General features: G+C 74.4%; 16 protein-coding genes. 11 read left to right on the plus strand and 5 right to left on the minus strand.

Going from position 1 to position 18,761, the window contains the following annotated elements; translation table 11 throughout:
* The first annotated feature begins 12 nt into the window (after nucleotides 1-12).
* The 3 genes from DQ244_RS07720 (at nucleotide 13) to DQ244_RS07730 (ending at nucleotide 4,876) form a co-directional block, all read left to right on the plus strand.
* The gene (locus DQ244_RS07720; RefSeq protein ID WP_199580280.1) at nucleotides 13-1,218 is read left to right on the plus strand and encodes a DUF2786 domain-containing protein; all 1,206 of its coding nucleotides are present in this window, start codon (nucleotides 13-15) and stop codon (nucleotides 1,216-1,218) included.
* Nucleotides 1,219-1,306: 88 nt separating this feature from the next.
* A complete protein-coding gene (locus DQ244_RS07725) occupies nucleotides 1,307-3,061 on the plus strand; it encodes an HNH endonuclease signature motif containing protein (protein WP_113810899.1) in 1,755 nt (584 codons plus the stop codon).
* Between the two features lie 75 nt (nucleotides 3,062-3,136).
* Nucleotides 3,137-4,876 carry an ATP-dependent DNA helicase RecQ gene (locus DQ244_RS07730; protein WP_233491247.1) on the plus strand — a complete coding sequence of 580 codons (1,740 nt, stop codon included), beginning with the start codon at nucleotides 3,137-3,139 and terminating at the stop codon, nucleotides 4,874-4,876.
* 22 nt (nucleotides 4,877-4,898) lie between these two features.
* Here DQ244_RS07730 and DQ244_RS07735 read toward each other — a convergent pair whose 3' ends face one another.
* The gene (locus DQ244_RS07735; protein ID WP_113810901.1) at nucleotides 4,899-7,340 is read right to left on the minus strand and encodes a PAS domain S-box protein; all 2,442 of its coding nucleotides are present in this window, start codon (nucleotides 7,338-7,340) and stop codon (nucleotides 4,899-4,901) included.
* Between the two features lie 120 nt (nucleotides 7,341-7,460).
* On the opposite strand from DQ244_RS07735, the gene DQ244_RS07740 reads away from it, so the two are divergent.
* The 3 genes from DQ244_RS07740 (at nucleotide 7,461) to DQ244_RS07750 (ending at nucleotide 11,099) form a co-directional block, all read left to right on the plus strand.
* Nucleotides 7,461-9,116, plus strand: a complete 1,656-nt coding sequence (locus DQ244_RS07740) for a carbamoyltransferase C-terminal domain-containing protein (protein ID WP_113810902.1) — start codon at nucleotides 7,461-7,463, stop codon at nucleotides 9,114-9,116.
* Between the two features lie 196 nt (nucleotides 9,117-9,312).
* Nucleotides 9,313-9,750, plus strand: a complete 438-nt coding sequence (locus DQ244_RS07745; protein ID WP_233491248.1) for a DUF4383 domain-containing protein — start codon at nucleotides 9,313-9,315, stop codon at nucleotides 9,748-9,750.
* 137 nt (nucleotides 9,751-9,887) lie between these two features.
* Nucleotides 9,888-11,099 (plus strand): acyl-CoA dehydrogenase family protein, encoded by a 1,212-nt coding sequence (locus tag DQ244_RS07750; RefSeq protein ID WP_113810903.1) that lies wholly within the window; start codon nucleotides 9,888-9,890, stop codon nucleotides 11,097-11,099.
* Nucleotides 11,100-11,178: 79 nt separating this feature from the next.
* On the opposite strand, the gene DQ244_RS07755 is transcribed toward DQ244_RS07750, so the two are convergent.
* Both DQ244_RS07755 and DQ244_RS07760 read right to left on the minus strand, forming a co-directional pair.
* Complete coding sequence (locus DQ244_RS07755; RefSeq protein ID WP_113810904.1) at nucleotides 11,179-11,382, minus strand: hypothetical protein; 204 nt, start codon at nucleotides 11,380-11,382, stop codon at nucleotides 11,179-11,181.
* Between the two features lie 71 nt (nucleotides 11,383-11,453).
* Complete coding sequence (locus DQ244_RS07760; protein WP_113810905.1) at nucleotides 11,454-11,654, minus strand: hypothetical protein; 201 nt, start codon at nucleotides 11,652-11,654, stop codon at nucleotides 11,454-11,456.
* A 94-nt stretch (nucleotides 11,655-11,748) separates the two neighbouring features.
* Here DQ244_RS07760 and DQ244_RS07765 point away from each other — a divergent pair, with 94 nt between their 5' ends.
* Complete coding sequence (locus DQ244_RS07765; protein ID WP_113811123.1) at nucleotides 11,749-12,699, plus strand: acyl-ACP desaturase; 951 nt, start codon at nucleotides 11,749-11,751, stop codon at nucleotides 12,697-12,699.
* Nucleotides 12,700-12,715: 16 nt separating this feature from the next.
* Here the strand turns inward: DQ244_RS07765 and DQ244_RS07770 are convergent, their stop codons facing one another.
* On the minus strand, nucleotides 12,716-13,240 hold the full coding sequence (locus DQ244_RS07770) for a GNAT family N-acetyltransferase (RefSeq protein WP_113810906.1): 525 nt from the start codon (nucleotides 13,238-13,240) through the stop codon (nucleotides 12,716-12,718).
* A gap of 97 nt (nucleotides 13,241-13,337) precedes the next feature.
* Here DQ244_RS07770 and DQ244_RS07775 point away from each other — a divergent pair, with 97 nt between their 5' ends.
* A complete protein-coding gene (locus DQ244_RS07775; protein ID WP_113810907.1) occupies nucleotides 13,338-14,225 on the plus strand; it encodes a DNA/RNA non-specific endonuclease in 888 nt (295 codons plus the stop codon).
* Nucleotides 14,226-14,235: 10 nt separating this feature from the next.
* Here the strand turns inward: DQ244_RS07775 and DQ244_RS07780 are convergent, their stop codons facing one another.
* Entirely contained in the window at nucleotides 14,236-15,762 is a 1,527-nt protein-coding gene (locus DQ244_RS07780; protein WP_113810908.1) for an LCP family protein, read from the minus strand.
* Nucleotides 15,763-15,923: 161 nt separating this feature from the next.
* Between DQ244_RS07780 and DQ244_RS07785 the strand changes: the two genes are divergently transcribed.
* From DQ244_RS07785 to yaaA, 3 genes are read left to right on the plus strand one after another with little or no spacing between them, the layout of a single operon-like run.
* Entirely contained in the window at nucleotides 15,924-16,727 is an 804-nt protein-coding gene (locus DQ244_RS07785; RefSeq protein ID WP_113810909.1) for an exodeoxyribonuclease III, read from the plus strand.
* Between the two features lie 40 nt (nucleotides 16,728-16,767).
* Nucleotides 16,768-17,856: a radical SAM protein gene (locus DQ244_RS07790; RefSeq protein WP_113810910.1), complete on the plus strand. Its 1,089-nt coding sequence runs from the start codon at nucleotides 16,768-16,770 to the stop codon at nucleotides 17,854-17,856.
* Nucleotides 17,857-17,883: 27 nt separating this feature from the next.
* Nucleotides 17,884-18,627, plus strand: a complete 744-nt coding sequence (yaaA, locus tag DQ244_RS07795; protein WP_113810911.1) for a peroxide stress protein YaaA — start codon at nucleotides 17,884-17,886, stop codon at nucleotides 18,625-18,627.
* The last annotated feature ends 134 nt before the right edge of the window (nucleotides 18,628-18,761 follow it).

Here is an 18,761-nt window from a genome sequence, read left to right on the forward strand (position 1 = left end):
AGCATGCCGGGGGTGATCGACGAGACCTTGCTGGCGGACCTGCTGCGGCACCGGCCCGACGCGGCGGCAGCGGCCCAGCTGGCCCCCGGGCTCGCCCAGCGCCACCCGGACGTCGACGTCGGAGGTCTCGTCACGCGGACGCTGCTCGAGGCCCTCGACGAGGTCTGGGAACGGGGCTGGCAGCCGGCGGACGTGGCCCACACGGCCCGGCGGGAGGCTCTCGCGGGGTCGGTGCCGCTGGCAGTGGCGCTGATCGCCGAGCACGCCCGCCGCACCGACGCCGCCAGGCGGGCGCCGGAGAGCTGGGTCGACCAGCTGCGAGAGCTCGACGCCCTCGGTCCGGGCGACGCCGCCGTGGTCGCCGCCTGGCAGCGAAGCGCTCGCCGGTCGCCGACCGAGGCCTGGCGGATCGCGCTCGAGCTGCTGGGCGTGCTGCGCGGCGCCTCCCGGATCGAGGTGCTCGTGCCGCCGCCGTCGCGGTGGGGCGCCGCCCGGGTGCGCGACGCGGTCGCGGCCCCGTCCGACGACCGCGCGCTGCGGCGGATCCGAGGTCTGCTGGCCAAGGCGGAGTCGACGGAGTTCCCCGACGAGGCGGAGGCGCTGACGGCCAAGGCGCAGGAGCTGATGACGCGGCACGCGGTGGACGTGGCCCTGCTCGGCGCCGGCTCCGTGCCCGGGGCGCCAGGTGTCGCCGTCGGAACCCGGCGCGTGCACGTCGCCGACCCCTACGTGCGCGCCAAGATGCAGCTCCTGGGCGCGGTCGCCGAGGCCAACGACGTGCGACTGGTCTGGTACCAGGGCCTGGGGATCGCCAACCTGGTCGGGGTCCGGGCCGATCTGGACGCCGTCGAGCTGCTGTTCACCTCGCTCCTGCTCCAGGTCTCGCAGGCGCTCACCGCCGCCGAGCGGGAGGCGGGGCGGCGCTCCGCCTCGCGGACCTTCCGCCGGGCGTTCCTGCTCGGCTACGCCCAGCGCGTCGGGGAGCGGCTACGCAGGGCGCGCGAGTCGGCGACCGCCCGGGCAGCGGCGGAGCGCGAGGTGGACCTGCTGCCGGTGCTGCGGTCCCGGCAGGAGGCGGTCGAGACGGCCGTCGCGGAGCTCTTCCCGAGGGTCCGCGCCAGCCGCAGCCGCGCCTCGGTGGACGCCGGCGGCTGGTACGCCGGCCGGGCCGCCGCCGAGCGCGCCGATGTCGGCTCCCGCCAGGCGCCGCTGCGATGACGACGCTGCGCTGACGGGGCGTTCCCGCGGAAACGTCCCATGGCCCTGACCTGCGGTTTCTGTCAGCACCCTTGCATATCGTCCGAACATGAGTTCGAACGAGGTCGACGCCACCCCGCTGTCCGAGCTGGCCGCCGCCATCACCTCCGGCGCCGTCCGGCTCGCGGCGGCCACCGCCGCCTGGCTGCGCCTGGTGGCGGAGTTCGATGCCCGTGGCGGCTGGCACGGGGTGGGCATCCTCTCGTGCGCGCACTGGCTCGCCTGGCAGTGCGGCATGGGTCCCGGCGCCGCCCGGGAGCACGTGCGCGTCGCCCGAGCCCTGCGCGGCCTGCCGCGGATCGAGGCGGCGTTCATCGCCGGCCGCCTCTCCTACTCGAAGGTGCGGGCGCTCACCCGCGTCGCCGAGCCGGACTCCGAGGCCGCGCTGGTCGACTTCGCCCTGTCGGCGACCGCCTCGCAGACGGAGCGGTTCTGCCGCTCGTGGCGGCGCGTCGACGACACCGCAGCCGCCGGCGGGCGCGAGCAGGCCGAGCTGGACCAGTCCTTCGAGCACTGGACCGACGACGACGGGTGGCTGACCCTCAAGATCCGGATGCGCGCCGAAGCCGGTGTCCCGCTGATCTCCGCCGTCGAATCCCGCGCCGAGACGGAGGCTCGTCGCGAGCGGGCCCAGGCGAAGAAGGCGCGACTCGGCCACGAGGCCACCCGGGCGGCAGGCGGGCGGGTCGACCCGGAACTCGAGGACCGCTGCGCGGACGACGCGTCGGTCGGGTTGGCCCGCGAGCGCATCGCCGCCCGCCGGATCGCGGCGCTGACCGCACTGGTCGACGAGGGCGCCGCCGCGGGCCGGCGCCGCCCCGGGGACCCGCCTCGGCGCGAGGTCGTCGTCCACGTCGATGCCGACGTGCTCGCCGACGACACCGCGGCCGGTCGGGCGTACTACGAAGGCGGGCCCGCGATCACCGGGGCGCAGGCCCGCCGCATGCTCTGCGAGGCCACCGTCGTGGCGATGATCGAACGGGGCCGGGAGCCGCTCGCGGTCGGGCGCAGGAAGAGGCGGGCGACGAGGGCCCAGCTCCGTGCGCTCCTGCGCCGTGACGGCGGTTGCGCCCGTTCCGGCTGCCCCGAGACCCGGATCGAACGCCTGCACGCCCACCACCTGCGGCACTGGCTGTTCGGCGGCGCCACCGACATCGACAACCTGGTCCTGCTGTGCGACGTCGACCACGGGCTGGTCCACGACCTGGACCTGGTGACGACCCGTCGGGCCGGCACGCTGGTCGCCACCACCCCGGAGGGCGTCCGCGTGTGGGGAGCCGCGGACGCCGCCTTCCCCGGTGGCCTGGACGGCGCCGCGCCCGACCCGGACCGGGCCGACGACCCGTACGCCGGCGTGCAGCCCATCGACACGACCGCCGGCCGTCGACCGACCGCCGCCTCGGCTCCCCCGTCCCGCCGGGACGCACCCCGTCCTCCGGCCGATCGCCGACACCGACGCCTGGCAGCACGACATGGCCGCCCCCGCCCGGCCGGTCCCGGCAGGAGCGGCGGTCCCGGTCGACGCGGCGCTCGGCGTGTCCGGCCCGAGCACCGGTCCGCGGTTGCCGCGAGGGCGGTGGACGTCGTCCGGGAGACCCGCCGGCTCGGCGAGGCACTGTTCCCGGACGGCCCGCCCGTGCTGGCCGCCCCCGGCGAGGCCCCCTGCGAACGGCTCGACATGAGGTACGCCATCGGCGTGCTCATGGGCAACCGCGACCTCGTCCGGCGGCTCGTGACGGACGCGGGGACGCGGTCCGCGGAGGGCCGGGACGTTCCCGCGGGAACGTCGACAGAACCGCGGTGACGGCGTGTTGCGGCGGGAACACGGCGTGGTCCTGCGCACCGTTTGCCGATCTCCGGGCACGGGCAGCCGGACCCGGTGCCACGCGCCTCCTCCCCCGCCCCGTCCGACCCCACGCCGTCCCGCGACAACCCCGCCGGAGCCAGCCCGTCGGTGCGCACCCGCCGCATCCGCGAGTTCGCCCGCGAGGTCCTCGGCTACGAGGAGTTCCGCCCTGGGCAGGAACGGGCGATGCAGGCCGTCGTCGGCGGGAGCGACACCCTGGCGGTGCTTCCCTCCGGCGCCGGGAAGACCGCGATCTACCAGGTCGCGGGACAGCTCCTCGACGGACCGGTGCTCGTCGTCTCACCGCTCATCGCCCTGCAGCGCGACCAGGTCGACCGGCTCTCCGAGCTGGCCGACCGCGCCGGACGGCCGGCGCAGCTGAACTCCACGATGTCGGCCGGCGATCAGCAGGAGGCCCTGGACGGTCTGCGTGACGGAACGGTCCGCTTCCTCTTCCTCGCCCCCGAGCAGCTCACCAAGCCCGAGGTGGTCGACGCCATCGCCGAGGTGAAGCCTGCGCTGTTCGTCGTCGACGAGGCCCACTGCGTCTCGGCCTGGGGCCACGACTTCCGCCCCGACTACCTCCGCCTGGGCAGCGTGATCGAGCAGCTGGGCCGGCCGACGGTCCTGGCGCTCACCGCCACCGCCGCGCCGCCGGTCCGGGTCGAGATCGTCGAGCAGCTGGGCATGCGGGACGCGGAGGTCGTGGTCGCCGGCTTCGACCGGCCGGAGATCCGGCTCGAGGTCGACCACCACGCCGATGCACGGAGCAAGGAGCAGGGCGTGCTCGACCGCGTCCTGGCCGAGATCGGCGAGGACCGCGGCCCGGGCATCGTCTACAGCGCCACCCGCCGGGGCACCGAGGAGATCGCTCGGCAGCTCGCCGAACGCGGACTGCGCGCGCGGCACTACCACGCAGGGCTGAACAAGGCCGACCGCGAGGACACCCAGCGGGCATGGATGGACGACGACCTCGACGTCGTCGTCGCCACCACCGCATTCGGCATGGGCATCGACAAGCCCGACACCCGCTTCGTCGTCCACGCCGAGCCCGCCGACTCCGTGGACAGCTACTACCAGGAGATCGGCCGGGCCGGCCGCGACGGCCAGCCCGCGCTCGCCGTCCTGGTCTACCGGCAGGAGGACCTCGGGCTGCGCCGGTTCTTCGCCGCCGGGACCCCGGCTGAGCAGGAGCTCCAGCAGGTGGCCGGGCTGGTGCAGGCCGCCGCGGCCGCCGGGATGGAGGACGGCGTCGACATCAGGGCGCTGCGCGAGGAGACCGGCCGCGCGGCCACCCCGCTGGTGCGCGACCTGAACCTGCTCGAGCAGGTCTCCGCCGTCGTCCTGGACGAGGAGGGCGCCGCCTTCCCCGCCGAGGGAGCACCGGCCCCGGGCGTGGCGGCCGAGCGGGCCCGCGAACTGGCCGAGCACCACGAGAAGGTCGACCAGAGCCGCGTCGAGATGATGCGCGGCTACGCAGAGACCACAGAGTGCCGGCGGCAGTTCCTGCTGGGCTACTTCGGCGAGCAGCTGGAGCAGCCGTGCGGCAACTGCGACAACTGCACGGCCGGCACCGCCCACGAGCACGTCGCCGAGGCCGGCGGCGACGTCCCGTTCCCCGTCGGCACCGCGGTGCGGCACACCGAGTGGGGCGCCGGCGCGGTCATGCGGGTCGAGGACGACCGGATCACCGTGCTGTTCGACGACGTCGGCTACAAGACGCTCGGACTGGCCGCCGTCCTCGAGCACGACCTGCTGAGCAGCCGCGGCTGACCGCCCCGATCGCCCACCGGGGTCACGCCTGCCCCGCGGTCGCCCCCTCGAGCAGCTGGCGGAAGTCCGCCAGCCGGACCGGCTTGCTCAGGAAGCCCTGGACGCCGGCGGCTTCGAACGCGGCACGCTGGTCCTCCCCGGTGCTGGCCGTCAGCGCCACCAGCCGGGTCGCACCGGCCGGCCCGGGCAGCGCCCGGATCGCGGTCGCTGCCTGGATGCCGGACATCCGCGGCATCTGGTTGTCGAGCAGGACCAGGTCGAAGTGCTCGCGCCGGACGGCCGCGACCGCCTCGTCGCCGTCCTCGACGGTGACCACGTCGGCGCCGATGCTGCCGAGCAGGGCCGAGGCGACCATCAGGTTGGTCTCGCTGTCGTCGGCGACCAGCACCCGCGGCGCCCGGCGTCCGGCCGGCAGCTCGTCGGTGTCGACGGCCGCCGGGGTCCCCCCTGGCGCTGCCTCCGGCGCCCGACCGGCGCGGGGCAGGTCGACCTCGACGACGAACGTGGACCCGGCGCCGGGCGCGCTCTGCACGTCGAGGCGGCCGCCCATGAGCTCGACCAGCTGCTGGCTCAGCGCCAGCCCCAGCCCGGTGCCGCCGTAGCGCTGCCCCTGCGCCCCCTGGGAGAACGGCTGGAACAACCCGGCCTGCTCGTCGGCGCTCATGCCGGCGCCGGTGTCGCGCACGGACATCCGCAGCCGCGCCCGCTCGCCGTCGGCCGGGCCGAACTCGACCGCGACCGTGACCTGCCCCTCGGCGGTGAACTTGACCGCGTTGCCGACCAGGTTCATCAGGACCTGGCGCAGCCGGCCCGGGTCACCGACGAGGCACTCGTCGACCTGCGCGTCCAGGACGACCGACAGCCCCTTGCGGGCGGCGACCGGCAGCATCGCGGCGGTCACGTCGCGGGCCACGTCGCCGGGGCTGAACACCTCGCTGGTCAGCTCGACGGCGGTGGTCTCGGCCTTCGACAGGTCGAGGACGTCGTTGAGCAGCCGCAGCAGCGCCTCCCCCGATCGACGCGCCACCGCCACGTACTCGGTCTGCGTCGCGGTCAGCTGCTCGAGCTCCAGCAGCTCCAGGGTGCCCAGCACCCCGTTGAGCGGTGTCCGGATCTCGTGGCTGGCAGCCGCCAGGAACGCCGTCTTCGCCCTCGTGCTGGCCAGCGCCTGGTCCCGCGCCTCGGTGAGCTCCGCCTCCGCGGCGACCCGCTCGGTGACGTCGCGGAGGAAGGCGTTGCAGCGCCAGCCGTCGCGCCCGCGGCTGCGCCAGAGCGTCAGCTCGACGGGCAGCCGGCTGCCGTCGCGCCGCTGGCCGGTCACCTGCACCTGCTTGCCCAGGATCGTCGCCGCGCCGCCGGCGCGCAGCCGGGCCAGCCCCGCGCGGTGCTGCGCCCGCATCTCCGCCGGGATGATCAGGTCGGACAGCTCCTGACCGATCGCCTCCTCGCGGGTCCAGCCGAAGGTCTGGGTGGCCGCGGGGTTCCAGTCCACCACGGTGTTGTCCTCGTCGATGGAGACCAGCGCATCGGCGCAGGTCTCCACGAGACCGGCCGCCTGCTCGGCGACCTGGGCGAGCTCCTGGGCGGCGCGCACCCGCTCGGTCACGTCCCGTGCCGCCGAGTGCAGCTCGGTCACCGAGCCGTCCTCGCCCCGGATCGGCGCGATCCGGGCCTCCAGCCAGCGCGTGGACCCGTCGGCGTGCCAGGCGCGGAACAGCACCGAGGCGCTGCGCCCCCGGGAGAGCACGCGCCGCATGGCGTCCTGGACCTCGTCGAGGTCGCCGACGTGGATCCGCAGCAGGTCCGCGGCCGGGACGTCGGTGGCCGGTTCGTGGCCCAGCACGTTGCGCAGCGACGGGGAGACGTAGCGGACGGCGCCGCTCGGCGCGAGGCGGCACAGCACGTCGGCGGATCCGTCGGCCACGAGCCGGAACAGCGCTGCCTGCCCTGCTGCCTCGCGGGCCAGCTGCGCCTGCTCGATGAGGACGGCGGCCTGCCGCGCGAGGTCGCCCAGCGCGTCCTGCTGCGTGGACGACAGGTGGCCCGGCTCGTCGGCGAAGACGCACAGCGAACCGATGGCCCGGCCATCGGTGAGCACGATGGGCGCGGAGGCGTAGAAGCGGACGTTCCCGATCCGGCCGTCGACCCAGGGGTTCCCGGCGAACGCGGGCTCGAGGCCGGCGTCCGGGACGTGCTGCAGAGCCGGCCGGCCGAGCGCGACGGCGCAGAGCGAGTCCGCCACGCTGGTGGTGGCGCCGCAGAAGCCGACCGCACCGACCTGGTGCTGGAACGACTCGTCGAGCAGGTTGACCACAGCGGTGCCCGAGCCGCACAGCGCCGCGGCCACCCGGGTCAGCGCCCGCAGCTGGTCGGCGGGGGCGCTCTCGGGCAGACCGTAGGCGCGCAGCAGCTCCGCGGCGCCGGCCGCTCGGGACGACTCGGGCGGGACCGGGGAGGAGGACACCCGTTCCCATCGGCTCGTCGGCGGTGCAGCTGGAGCGCCCCTCGCCGTGCGGCGGCCGCACCCGCGCGTGATCCTGAACACGGACCGGGCCCCTGTCGCCCGACCGGGAGGAGCGGCGGAGTGAAGGTCCTGGGCATCAACGCGATCTACCACGACCCGGCGGCGGCGCTGGTGGTCGACGGGACGATCGTGGCGGCGGCCGAGGAGGAGCGGTTCAGCCGGCGCAAGCACGGCAAGCGCCCGCTCCCCTGGAGCGCCTGGGAGCTGCCGGAGCTGTCGGCCGCGTGGTGCCTGCGGCAGGCCGGCATCCGGCCGGATGAGCTGGACGCCGTCGCCTACTCCTTCGACCCGGCGCTCATGGGGACCCCGGAGGAGTCCGGGCTCTTCGACGACGGCGACACGATGCGCAAGAAGTACGCGGAGATGGCGCCGGAGTTCCTGGCCCACGCGCTGCCCGGCCTCGACCCCGCCAAGGTCCGGTTCGTGAAGCACCACGTCGCGCACGCCGCCTCCGCCGGCAAGGCCGCCCCGCAGCGGGACAACGCCGTCCTCGTGCTCGACGGCCGCGGCGAGGCGCACAGCCACCTCGCCGGCCGCTACGTCGACGGGCAGCTGGAGGTGCTCGCCGGCCAGGCGCTCCCGCACTCCCTCGGCCTGATGTACGAGGACCTGACCGACCACCTCGGCTTCCTGCGCAGCTCCGACGAGTTCAAGGTGATGGCGATGGCCTCCTACGGGAAGCCCCGCTTCCTGGGCGAGCTGTCCGAGCTGATCCGCGCCACCGACGACGGCGGTTTCCGCACCGAGAAGATCGACTACGCCGAGTTCGCCCCGCGGCTGGGCAAGGACCAGCCGTGGACCGAGGCGCACGCCGACCTCGCCGCCAGCGTGCAGACCCGCCTGGAGGAGGTGCTGGTCGACCTCGCCCGCTGGGTCCACGAGCAGACCGGCGAGACGACGCTCACCATGGCCGGCGGCACCGCGCTCAACTGCGTGGCCAACACCCGCATCCTGGCCGAGAGCCCGTTCGAGCACGTCTGGGTGCAGCCGGCCGCGGGCGACGCCGGCACGGCCCTCGGTGCCGCCCTGCACGTCGCCGCCGAGCTCGGCGAGCGCACGGAGCCCATGGCCGGCGCCGCGCTCGGTCGCGGCTGGAGCGACGAGGAGATCGAGCAGTACCTGACGACGGCGGCGATCGAGTACGAGCGCCCCGACGACGTCGCGGAGGCGGTGGCCGAGGTCCTCGCCGACAACGGCATCGTCGCCTGGTTCCAGGGCCGCAGCGAGTACGGCCCGCGCGCCCTGGGCCACCGCTCGCTCCTGGCCCACCCGGGGTTCGAGGCCAACCTCGAGCGGATGAACGACGTGAAGGGGCGCGAGCAGTTCCGCCCGGTCGCGCCGATGGTGCTGCAGGAGCGGGCACCGGAGATCTTCAGCCGCGGCCCGATCCCCTCGCCGTACATGCTGTTCGTGCACGACGTCGCCGAGGAGTGGCGCGGCCGCATCCCCACGGTCACCCACGTCGACGGCACCGCGCGGATCCAGACCATCGACGCGCAGGCCCAGCCGCTGGTGCACCGGATGATCTCGGCCTTCGAGCGCCGCACCGGTCTGCCGGTGGTGGTGAACACCAGCCTGAACACCGCCGGGCGGCCGATGGTGGACGACCCGCGGGACGCCCTCGAGTGCTTCGGCTCGGCCCCGGTCGACCTGCTCGCCATCGGGCCGTTCGTCGTCCGCCGGTCCAGGGCCACCCCCCGGACGGGGCAGGTCTGAACCGCCGCGGGTGAACCGGTACGACGGCCGGCCCCGAACACCGGGACGAGGGCCTGACGGGCTCCCCCCGCGCAGATGACGGTTCGGCAACGACCGTCGCTCCAACGGGGGACGACCGTTACTCCTGCTCAGCCAGGGGGTACAGGCCTGCCAGCCCCCGTCAGGACCTGACGGGACCACCACCTTGGAGGACATCATGGCCGCTTCGGGCCACAACGCCACGGGCCGGGGCAAGACCGTCCCCGAGATCCTCGGACTCGCCTTCGGCGCGATCTACCTGCTCGTCGGGATCGTCGGGTTCTTCATCACCGGCTTCGACGACTTCTTCGCCCACGACAGCGGCGACATGCTCCTGTTCTTCGAGATCAACGGCATGCACAACGTCGTGCACATCCTGATCGGCATCGCCGGTCTGGCGCTCTCGCAGACGCTCGCGGGTGCCCGCACCTACGGGTGGCTGCTCGCGGTCGGCTACGGCGCCGCCTTCGTCTACGGCCTCCTCGCCATCGGCAAGGAGTGGGACTTCCTCAGCATCAACGGCGCCGACAACGTGCTGCACATCGCCACCGCGCTGGTCGGCCTCGTCATCGCCCTGCTGCCGGTCCGCAACGCCGTCGACAACCGGCGCGTCTGACCTACCCGGCACCCGGTGCGAGCCGGGCTCCGCACGTCCCCTCGGGGGCGGCGGGGCCCGGCTCGCGCCGTTTCCGGGGCGGGGGACGACCGACCCCCCGGTGCGACGACCGTCACGTCCGGCGCTACGTTGCGGGCATGGACTTCGCTCTCTCCGCCAAGGCCGAGGACGTCTGCGCACGCGCCTGGGACTTCATGCGCGAGCACGTGTTCCCCGCCGAGGCCGTCTACGACCAGTGGCGCGCCGAGCGGGGGCACGACAACCACGAGCACCCGCCGGTGCTCGAGGAGCTCAAGGCCGAGGCGCGCAAGCGCGGGCTGTGGAACCTCTTCCACCACGAGGTCGGCGGGCTGACCAACCTCGAGTACGCCTCCGTCGCCGAGATCACCGGCTGGTCGCCCGTCATCGCCCCCGAGGCCATGAACGTGGGCGCGCCGGACACCGGCAACATGGAGACCCTCATGCTGTTCGGCACCCCCGAGCACAAGGAGCGGTGGCTCACCCCGCTGCTGGAGGGCGAGATCCGCTCCGGCTTCGCGATGACCGAGCCCGACGTCGCCTCCTCGGACGCCCGCAACATCCAGACGTCGATCGTCCGCGACGGCGACGAGTACGTCATCAACGGCCGCAAGTGGTGGACCTCCGGCGCCGCCGACGAGCGCTGCCAGATCTTCATCGTCATGGGCAAGACCGACCCCGACGGCCCGCCGCACCGGCAGCAGTCGATGGTGCTGGTCCCCCGCGACACCCCGGGGCTGGAGATCATCCGCCACCTGCCGGTGTTCGGGTACCAGGACCAGCACGGCCACTCCGAGCTGCGGTTCACCGACGTGCGGGTGCCGGTGAGCAACATCCTCTCCGGCGAGGGCGACGGCTTCATGATCGCCCAGGCCCGACTGGGCCCCGGCCGCATCCACCACTGCATGCGCGCCATCGGCATGGCCGAGCGCGCGCTGGCGCTGATGGTCGAGCGCACCAAGAACCGGGTCGCCTTCGGCCGCCCGCTGGCCGACCAGGGCACCGTCCGCGAGGCGATCGCCCTGTCGCGGATCGAGATCGACCAGGCCCGTCTCTACGTGCTCAAGACCGCGGACCTCATCGACAAGTACGGGGCCAAGGGCGCGAAGACCGAGATCTCGGCGATCAAGGTGGCCGCGCCCAAGGTCGCCCTCGACGTCATCGACCGCGCGATCCAGGTGCACGGCGGCGCCGGCGTCAGCAACGACACCGTCCTGGCCCGCTTCTACGCCAGCGCCCGCACGCTGCGGATCGTCGACGGCCCCGACGCTGTGCACATCCGCGGCGTGGCCAAGGAGGAGCTCGCCCGCGAGCGCCCCTTCACCGGCTGAGAAAGGACCCCGCTGCCCCCCACCACTCGCGAGCTCGCGGCGGGCCCCTGCACCGGGGCCGCCCCGACACCTCGCCGGCTCAGGGCGTGAGCGTCGTCCCCAGCGAGCCGCCGGCCAGCTTGGCCATCAGCGTGGTGCGGTCCAGGCCGATGGCGGCGAGGCCCTCGGCGTCGCGGTCGGTGTCCAGCTCCTCGGGCAGCCCGCTGCCCTCGAGCTTCTCGGCCGTGTCGTTGTCACCCTCGGTGCGCAGCACGCGCACCAGCTCCTGCTTGGCCAGCTTCATCGAGCCCCTCCGTCCACCCGGTCCGTCGGACGCGAGTGTGCTGCGGGTCACATGAGCCCGCAACGCCGGGTTCAGCGGGAGGCGCGCCTCAGCAGGACGGCGCCGACCCCGGCGAGGAACGCGGCGACGACGACCTGGGCCACCCCGACGCCCGTCCGGTCGCTGGCGAACCAGGTCGGGGACGAGACGAGCAGCACGAAGGCGATGCCGAGCACGAGCAGCCCCACCAGGCGCTCGCGGCGGGCGGTGGGCGACGGCTGCGGCGCGGACATGCGATCACCGTGCCAGAGCCGCCCGCGCACCGGCGGAGGGGGTTACGGTGGCGGGGACCGCGCCGGCACCGGCCGGGTCACCCCGGAGGCCACCATGCCCAGGACATCCCCGGACGCAGCAGTGCTCATCGAGCTCGAGCCCGTCGTCGCCGAGAACCTGGACCGCCACATCCGGATGGCCAAAAAGTGGCACCCGCACGACTACGTCCCCTGGAACGAGGGGCGGAACTTCGCCTTCCTCGGGGGCGAGGACTGGTCGCCCGAGCAGTCCCGGCTGGACGCCACGGCCAAGGCGGCGATGTTCGTCAACCTCCTGACCGAGGACAACCTGCCGAGCTACCACCGCGAGATCGCCACCCGGTTCGGCCGGGACGGCGCCTGGGGCCAGTGGGTGGGCCGCTGGACGGCGGAGGAGGGACGGCACGGGATCGCGCTGCGCGACTACCTCGTCGTCACCCGCGGGGTCGACCCGGTCGAGCTCGAGCGCGCCCGGATGGACTACATGACCACCGGCTACGACTCCGGCGACAAGACCCCCCTGGAGGCCGTCGCCTACGTCTCGTTCCAGGAGCTGGCGACCCGCGTGTCGCACCGCAACACCGGCCGGGCCACCGGCGACCCGGTCGCCGACAAGCTGCTGGCCCGCATCGCCACCGACGAGAACCTGCACATGATCTTCTACCGCAACCTGGTGACGGCGGCGTTCGACATCGATCCCGACGCGACCATGGCCGCCGTGGCCCGCGAGGTCATGACCTTCGAGATGCCCGGCGCGAACATGGCGAACTTCCGGCGCAACTCGACGATCATCGCGAAAGCCGGCATCTACGACCTGCGCCTGCACCACGACGAGGTGGTCAGCCCCATCCTGCGCACCTGGAAGGTCTTCGAGCGCAGCGACCTCGGCCCGGCCGGCGAGCAGGCCCGGGAGCAGCTGGCCGCGTTCCTGACCGGGCTCGACGCGGAGGCCACCCGGTTCGTGGAGAGCCGCGAGCGCCTCCGCGCCCGCATGGCGGCCAGGGGAGAGACGCCGGTCCAGGTCTGACGGGCGCCGGCTGCACTCAGAGCTGCAGCGACCGGACCAGCGAGATCTCGTCGCGGTCGTCGCCGGGGGCGACCCGGATGGCGCCGGGCAGCCGGCCCACCTCGCGGTAGCCCAGCCGGCGGTAGAAGACGTCGACCCCGGTGCCACCGCGCGCGGTCAGGTGCAGGAACTCCCAGCCGCGGGTGCGGGCGATCTCGTGCACGCCGTCCATCAGCACCCGGCCCAGGCCCTCACCCTGGCGGGACGGGTGCACCTGGACGCGCAGCACGGTCCCCCAGTGCTGCCGCAGCGGACCGGTCGCCCCGACCAGCGCGGCGAACCCCGCGGTCGCCCCGTCCACGGTGAGCACGCACAGCACGTCCCGCCTCGACCGCACACCGTCGAGCAGCCGGTCGAGCACCGGGGCGACGTCGTCCCGGGTCACCGGGGGCACGAACCCCACGGCGCCGCCGGCGTTGGAGACGTCGGTCCAGCACCCCAGCAGCTCGGCCCGCAGGGCGTCGTCGACTTCGGGAACGGGACGGACGACTGCGGCGGGCACGCGGCCATTCTCCGCCCCGTCCCGACACGCCGGGACGCCGCCCCGGGGCGCGACCCGCGCACCCCCGGTCGCGCGGCGATGGGCCTAGCGTTCCGCCATGACCGCATCGGAGGCCCTGCGCCGGGACGACGACCTGTCCGACCGGCGCGGGTACGACCCCGGCTTCCTCGGCCTCCCGGTCCCCCTGCCGGCGCTCACCACCGGGCACCCGACCGTCCCGCTGCCCTACACGCACTTCACGGTGCTGCACCGGCCCGACCGGCGGCTGGCGGCGGTGACCGCGCTGGCCATGGACGGCGCCCGGCTGCGGAGCCTCGACCGGGAGGGCATCGAGTGGTCCCTGGACCCCCGGCTGCCCGCGGAGCAGCAGGCCGGCGCCGCCGTCTACGCGCGCAACGACCTCGACCGCGGGCACCTGGTGCGGCGGGCCTCGGCGTGCTGGGGACGCGACGAGGCCGAGGCCGAGCAGGCCAACGCGGACTCGTTCCACTACCCGAACGCGGCTCCGCAGGCGGCGCTGTTCAACCAGGGCAGGCAGCTGTGGCTGGGCCTGGAGGACCACGTCCAGGAGCACGCCGAGGTGCACGACCGGAAGCTGGTCGTGCTGGCCGGACCCGTCCTGGACCCGGCCGATCCGCCCTACCGGGGCGTCGCGATCCCGCTGCTGTTCTGGAAGGTGGTGGCGTTCGTCCAGGACGGCGCGCTCGCCGCCACCGGCTACCTGCTCGACCAGACCCCGCTGGTCGACGACCTGGCGGCCGCCGTCGCCGAGGCGGCCGCGGCGGGCGATCCGCCGCCCCTGGGCGCCTACCGCACCTTCCAGGTGCCCATCGCCGACATCGCCGCGATCGCCGGCGTGGACCTGGCCGCGCTGGCCGCCGTCGACCGGTTGCCGGTCCCGGCCGGCACCGACCGGGCCCCGGGTCCGGGCGGCCGCCCGGCGTCCTGGGTGCAGCTCGGCACCCTCGACGACGTGCGGCTGTGAGGGGCTGGGCTCAGCCCTGCTTGGTCGGCGGTTCCCCCGCTGCCCGGGCCTCCTGGGCGCGCACCGGGTCGTAGGCGCACGCGTCGCCGACGTCGGTCACCGGGTCCGGCGCGGGCGGCTCCTCCCCCGGGGCCGGCGAGGGGGCGGGCTCCGGAGCCGGCTCCGGGGCGGCCGGTGGCGCGATGGCGTCCTGCACCAGCTGCCGCATCCGCTCGTAGTCCGGGTAGGCCGGGTCGATGACCTCCTCGTCGAAGACGACGCTGCGCAGCTCGGCGTCCTTCACCAGGAAGGCCAGGTCGACGAAGTCGTCCAGCACCGACCGCGGGATGTCGGTGCTCACGATGTCCTCGGTGGTGGACGCGAGCTCCTGGTAGCGCTGCAGCAGCGTCACCGGGTCCGCGGCGTCCACGATGGCGTCGATGGTGCAGCGCTGGCGCGCCATGCGGTCGTAGTCGGTGAGACCGAACCGGCCGCGGGCGAAGGCCAGCGCGGTGGCTCCGTCCATCTCCACGTCCGGCCCGGGCGCGATGTAGGCGTCCGGCAGCTCACGGCTGTCGGGGATGCCGTTGACCGGCACGTAGTAGTTGACGTTCACCGTGATGCCGCCGAGGGCGTCGACCAGCCGGCTGAACCCCTCGAGGTTGACCAGCACGTGGTAGTCGATCGGCAGGCCGAGCGCCTCGCCGACGCCGAGCTTGAGGAAGTCCGCGCCCGGGTCGTCGGTCGGGCCGAGGATGTCGGGGAACTCGGCCGGTCCGTTCCGGTAGACGGCGTTGAGCAGGCTCTCGCTCTCGCTGCCGGCGTCGAAGCCCTCGGGGTAGACCTCGGCCAACGGGCTGTCGGCCGGGAAGGGCAGGTCCTCCAGGTTGCGGGGGAGGCTGAAGAGGACCGTGTCACCGGTCTCGGTGTCGGTGCTGGCCACGATCACCGTGTCGGTGCGCACGCCCTCGCGCCCCTCGCCGCCGTCGCCGCCCAGGAGCAGCACGTTGACCCGGTCCTTCGAGCCGAACGGGTCCGGGCCGTCCGGCACGGTCGCGGACTCCCGGTCGTCGGCGAAGACGCCGTCGATCAGGCCGCGGGAGGTGGCGACGAACTGCCCGGCCAGGACCGCCGGAGCGGCGATGCCGGCGACCAGCAGCGCCACGAGCAGGCCACCGACCACGTGCCGTCCGCCCGAGGTGGGCCGCGGCAGCAGCATCCGGTAGCCGGTCACGACGACGACGACCCACAGCAGCGCCAGGACGCCGATGCCGACGGTCGCCCAGAGCAGCACGTCGGTGTCGACCGCCGTCCGGGCGGCGAAGCGGCGCCCGCCGGTGGCCAGCCACACCACGCCGGCGACGAGCACGAGGAAGATCCCGAGCACGACGGCGCCCAGCCGGCGGCGGCCGGCCGCGAGGTAGCCGACGCCCGGGAGGAGCGTTCCCAGCGCGGTCCAGCCCAGCGCCGACCCGAAGCTGCGGGGTGCGCGGCGGGCGCCGCCACGGGATGCCCGACCGTCCTGCTCGGGCGCGACCGGAGCCGTACCGGCGGTCACCTCGTCACCTCTCGCCGCCCGCTCATCCGCCCATGTTCTCACCGTCCGGCCAGGTAGGGGGCCTGGGCGGGGGGCCGCCCCCCGGGACCGCCCGATCCGGGGACACCGGGAGGGCGCCGCGCCGCACCGACGGCGCGGGGCGCTCCGTAAGCTCGGGTCCCGTGCGCCTGGCGACCTGGAACGTGAACTCCATCCGTACCCGTGTCGACCGGGTGGCCGCCTTCCTCGAGCGGCACGACGTCGACGTGCTGGCGCTGCAGGAGACCAAGTGCCGCGACGACCAGTTCCCTCACGATCGGTTCACCGACCTCGGCTACCAGGTCGCGCACGTGGGTCACTCGCAGTGGAACGGTGTCGCGATCGTCTCCCGGGTAGGCCTCGACGACGTCCGGACCGGCTTCCCGGGCATGCCGTCCTGGGCGGCCAAGGAGGGGCAGGAGCCCACGGCCGAGGCCCGCGCGCTGGGCGCCGTCTGCGGCGGGGTGCGGGTGTGGAGCCTCTACGTGCCCAACGGGCGGACGCTGGCCGACCCGCACCTGCAGTACAAGCTCGAGTGGCTGTCGGCGCTGCGGGAGAACGCGGCAGGCTGGCTGGCCGAGGACCCCGCGGCGCAGGTGGCCCTGGTCGGTGACTGGAACATCGCCCCGGAGGACGGCGACGTCTGGGACATGGCGGTCTTCGCGCACTCGACGCACGTCTCGCCGCCGGAGCGCGCCGCCTTCCGGGCGATCGTCGACGCCGGGTACGCCGACGTGGTGCGCCCGCACGCCCCCGGTCCCGGCGTCTTCACCTACTGGGACTACACGCAGCTGCGCTTCCCGAGGCGCGAGGGCATGCGGATCGACTTCGTGCTCGGCTCCCCCGCTCTCGAGGCCCGGGTGGAGCACGCCTTCATCGACCGCGAGGAGCGCAAGGGGAAGGGCGCCAGCGACCACGCGCCCGTGGTGGTCGACCTCACCCCCTGACCGGGGTCGTCCTCGCCGGGCACAGGCGTTGCACCCTGCGATGACCGCCGTCGCAGCGCCCGCCCCCACCCGCCTGTGGACCCCGGCCCGGGTCCTCGTCACCCGGTCCGCCGCCGAACGGCCCTACGGCCAGCACGTCCTGGAGCGGCTGCAGTCGGCCGGGGTGCAGGACGTCGAGCTGCTCCGCGGCGACCGCCTGCCCAACCTCCGCGGCGACGGCGACCGGGCCGCCTTCATGCGCGCGAAGAACACCCTCGCCCTGGTGGTGGGCGCACCCTCCCGCCGGCGGCTGCAGCCCATCCCGCCCTCGGCCGACTGGCGCTTCGACCTCGCGGAGGGCTGCCCGGCGCACTGCCAGTACTGCTACCTGGCCGGCTCGCTCAGCGGCCCGCCCATCACGCGGGTCTTCGCCGACCTGGACGAGGTGCTCGACGGCCTGGACCCCTACGTCGGTCGCGGCGCCATCACCTCCGGTACCGCCGAGCGCGGCGGCGAGGGGACGACGTTCGAGGCCTCCTGCTACACCGACCCGCTGGCCCTCGAGCACCTCACCGGCGGGCTGGCCCGGGCGATCACCCATGTCGGCACCCACGACTGGTCCGGTCCCGTCCAGCTACGGGCCACCACGAAGTTCGACGACGTCGCGGGCCTCCTGGAGCTGCCGCACGCCGGTCGCACGCGGCTGCGGTTCTCCGTGAACGCGGCGTCGGTGGCCCGCCGCTTCGAGGCCGCTACCAGCCCGGTCGACGGCCGCCTCGCGGCGCTGTCCGCCGTCGCCCGCGCCGGCTACCCCGTCGGCGTGGTCATCGCACCGATCATGCCCGGCGAGCAGTGGCGGGAGGAGTACGGCGACCTGCTGGACCGGATCGCCGCCGCGGTCCCCACCGGCGCCGACCTCACGGTGGAGTGCATCACCCACCGGTTCACGCCGGGCAGCAAGGCGACGCTGACCGAGTGGTACCCGCGCAGCCGGCTGGAGATGGACGAGGAGAAGCGGACGACGAAGCGGGGCAGGTTCGGCGCCGTCAAGCACGTCTACCCGAAGGACACGATGGGCGAGCTCCGCGGGTGGTTCACCGACGCGCTGTCCGCCCGCCTCCCCGACGCCCGGCTCCTGTACTGGACCTGAGGACGGCGGGACGTACCGTTCCTCCTCGTGCTCGTCCTGCTCCCGCCCTCGGAGACCAAGGCCCCCGGTGGCGACGGTGCTCCGCTCGACCTCGCCGCGCTGACCGCACCCGAGCTGACCGGCGTCCGCCGCGAGCTCGCCGACGCGCTGGCGAAGCTGGCCGGCGACGTCCCGGCCGCCCGCGCCGCCCTCGGGCTGTCGCCCAAGCAGGACGGGGAGATCGCCCGCAACGCCGAGCTGTGGACCAGTCCCACCCGCCCGGCGGTGGAGCGCTACACCGGCGTCCTCTACGACGCCCTCGACGTCGGATCCCTCACCAAGGCGCAGCGCGCCCGCGCCGACCGGCGGCTGGCCGTGGGATCGGCGCTGTTCGGTCTGGTGGCCGCCGGGGACCGGATCCCGGCCTACCGGCTGTCCGCGGGCTCGGCCCTGCCCGGGCTCCCCACGCTGCGCGCGCTGTGGAAGCCGGCCCTCTCCCCGGTGCTGGCCGCCGTCGACCAGCTCGTCGTCGACCTGCGCAGCGGGTCCTACGCCGCGCTGGCCCCCGTGCCCGGGGCGGTCACGGTCGACGTGCTGAGCGAGCGCGCGGACGGGACGCGCGCCGTCGTCTCGCACTTCAACAAGGCGCACAAGGGGCGGCTGGCCCGCCTGCTCGCCACGACGACGGCCGAGCCGGCCGACGTGGTGCGGTTGCGCGCGCTGCTCCGGCGCGCGGGGTTGCACGTGGAACACGACGGCGGCACGGCGCTGACCCTCGTGGTGCCGGCCTGATCACGAGACGTCGCTCGCAATCCGCCCGGTTGGTTGCGCACAACACGCGAGCCATGGCATAACTGGTCCGGCCACTCACTCGAACAGCGCGGTGCGGCTGGTCGAGGACTCTCCGGCGACAGCCGGTCAGAAGG

This window comes from Blastococcus sp. TBT05-19, assembly GCF_003319095.1.
GTDB lineage: Bacteria > Actinomycetota > Actinomycetes > Mycobacteriales > Geodermatophilaceae > Blastococcus.

Coding starts and splice junctions, on each gene's coding strand:
- DQ244_RS07750 (WP_113810903.1), top strand. CDS start 9,888: ATGGACTTCGCTCTCTCCGCCAAGGCCGAGGACGTCTGCGCACGCGCC.
- DQ244_RS07790 (WP_113810910.1), top strand. CDS start 16,768: ATGACCGCCGTCGCAGCGCCCGCCCCCACCCGCCTGTGGACCCCGGCC.
- DQ244_RS07775 (WP_113810907.1), top strand. CDS start 13,338: ATGACCGCATCGGAGGCCCTGCGCCGGGACGACGACCTGTCCGACCGG.
- DQ244_RS07725 (WP_113810899.1), top strand. CDS start 1,307: ATGAGTTCGAACGAGGTCGACGCCACCCCGCTGTCCGAGCTGGCCGCC.
- DQ244_RS07745 (WP_233491248.1), top strand. CDS start 9,313: ATGGCCGCTTCGGGCCACAACGCCACGGGCCGGGGCAAGACCGTCCCC.
- DQ244_RS07760 (WP_113810905.1), bottom strand. CDS start 11,654: ATGTCCGCGCCGCAGCCGTCGCCCACCGCCCGCCGCGAGCGCCTGGTG.
- DQ244_RS07765 (WP_113811123.1), top strand. CDS start 11,749: ATGCCCAGGACATCCCCGGACGCAGCAGTGCTCATCGAGCTCGAGCCC.
- DQ244_RS07755 (WP_113810904.1), bottom strand. CDS start 11,382: ATGAAGCTGGCCAAGCAGGAGCTGGTGCGCGTGCTGCGCACCGAGGGT.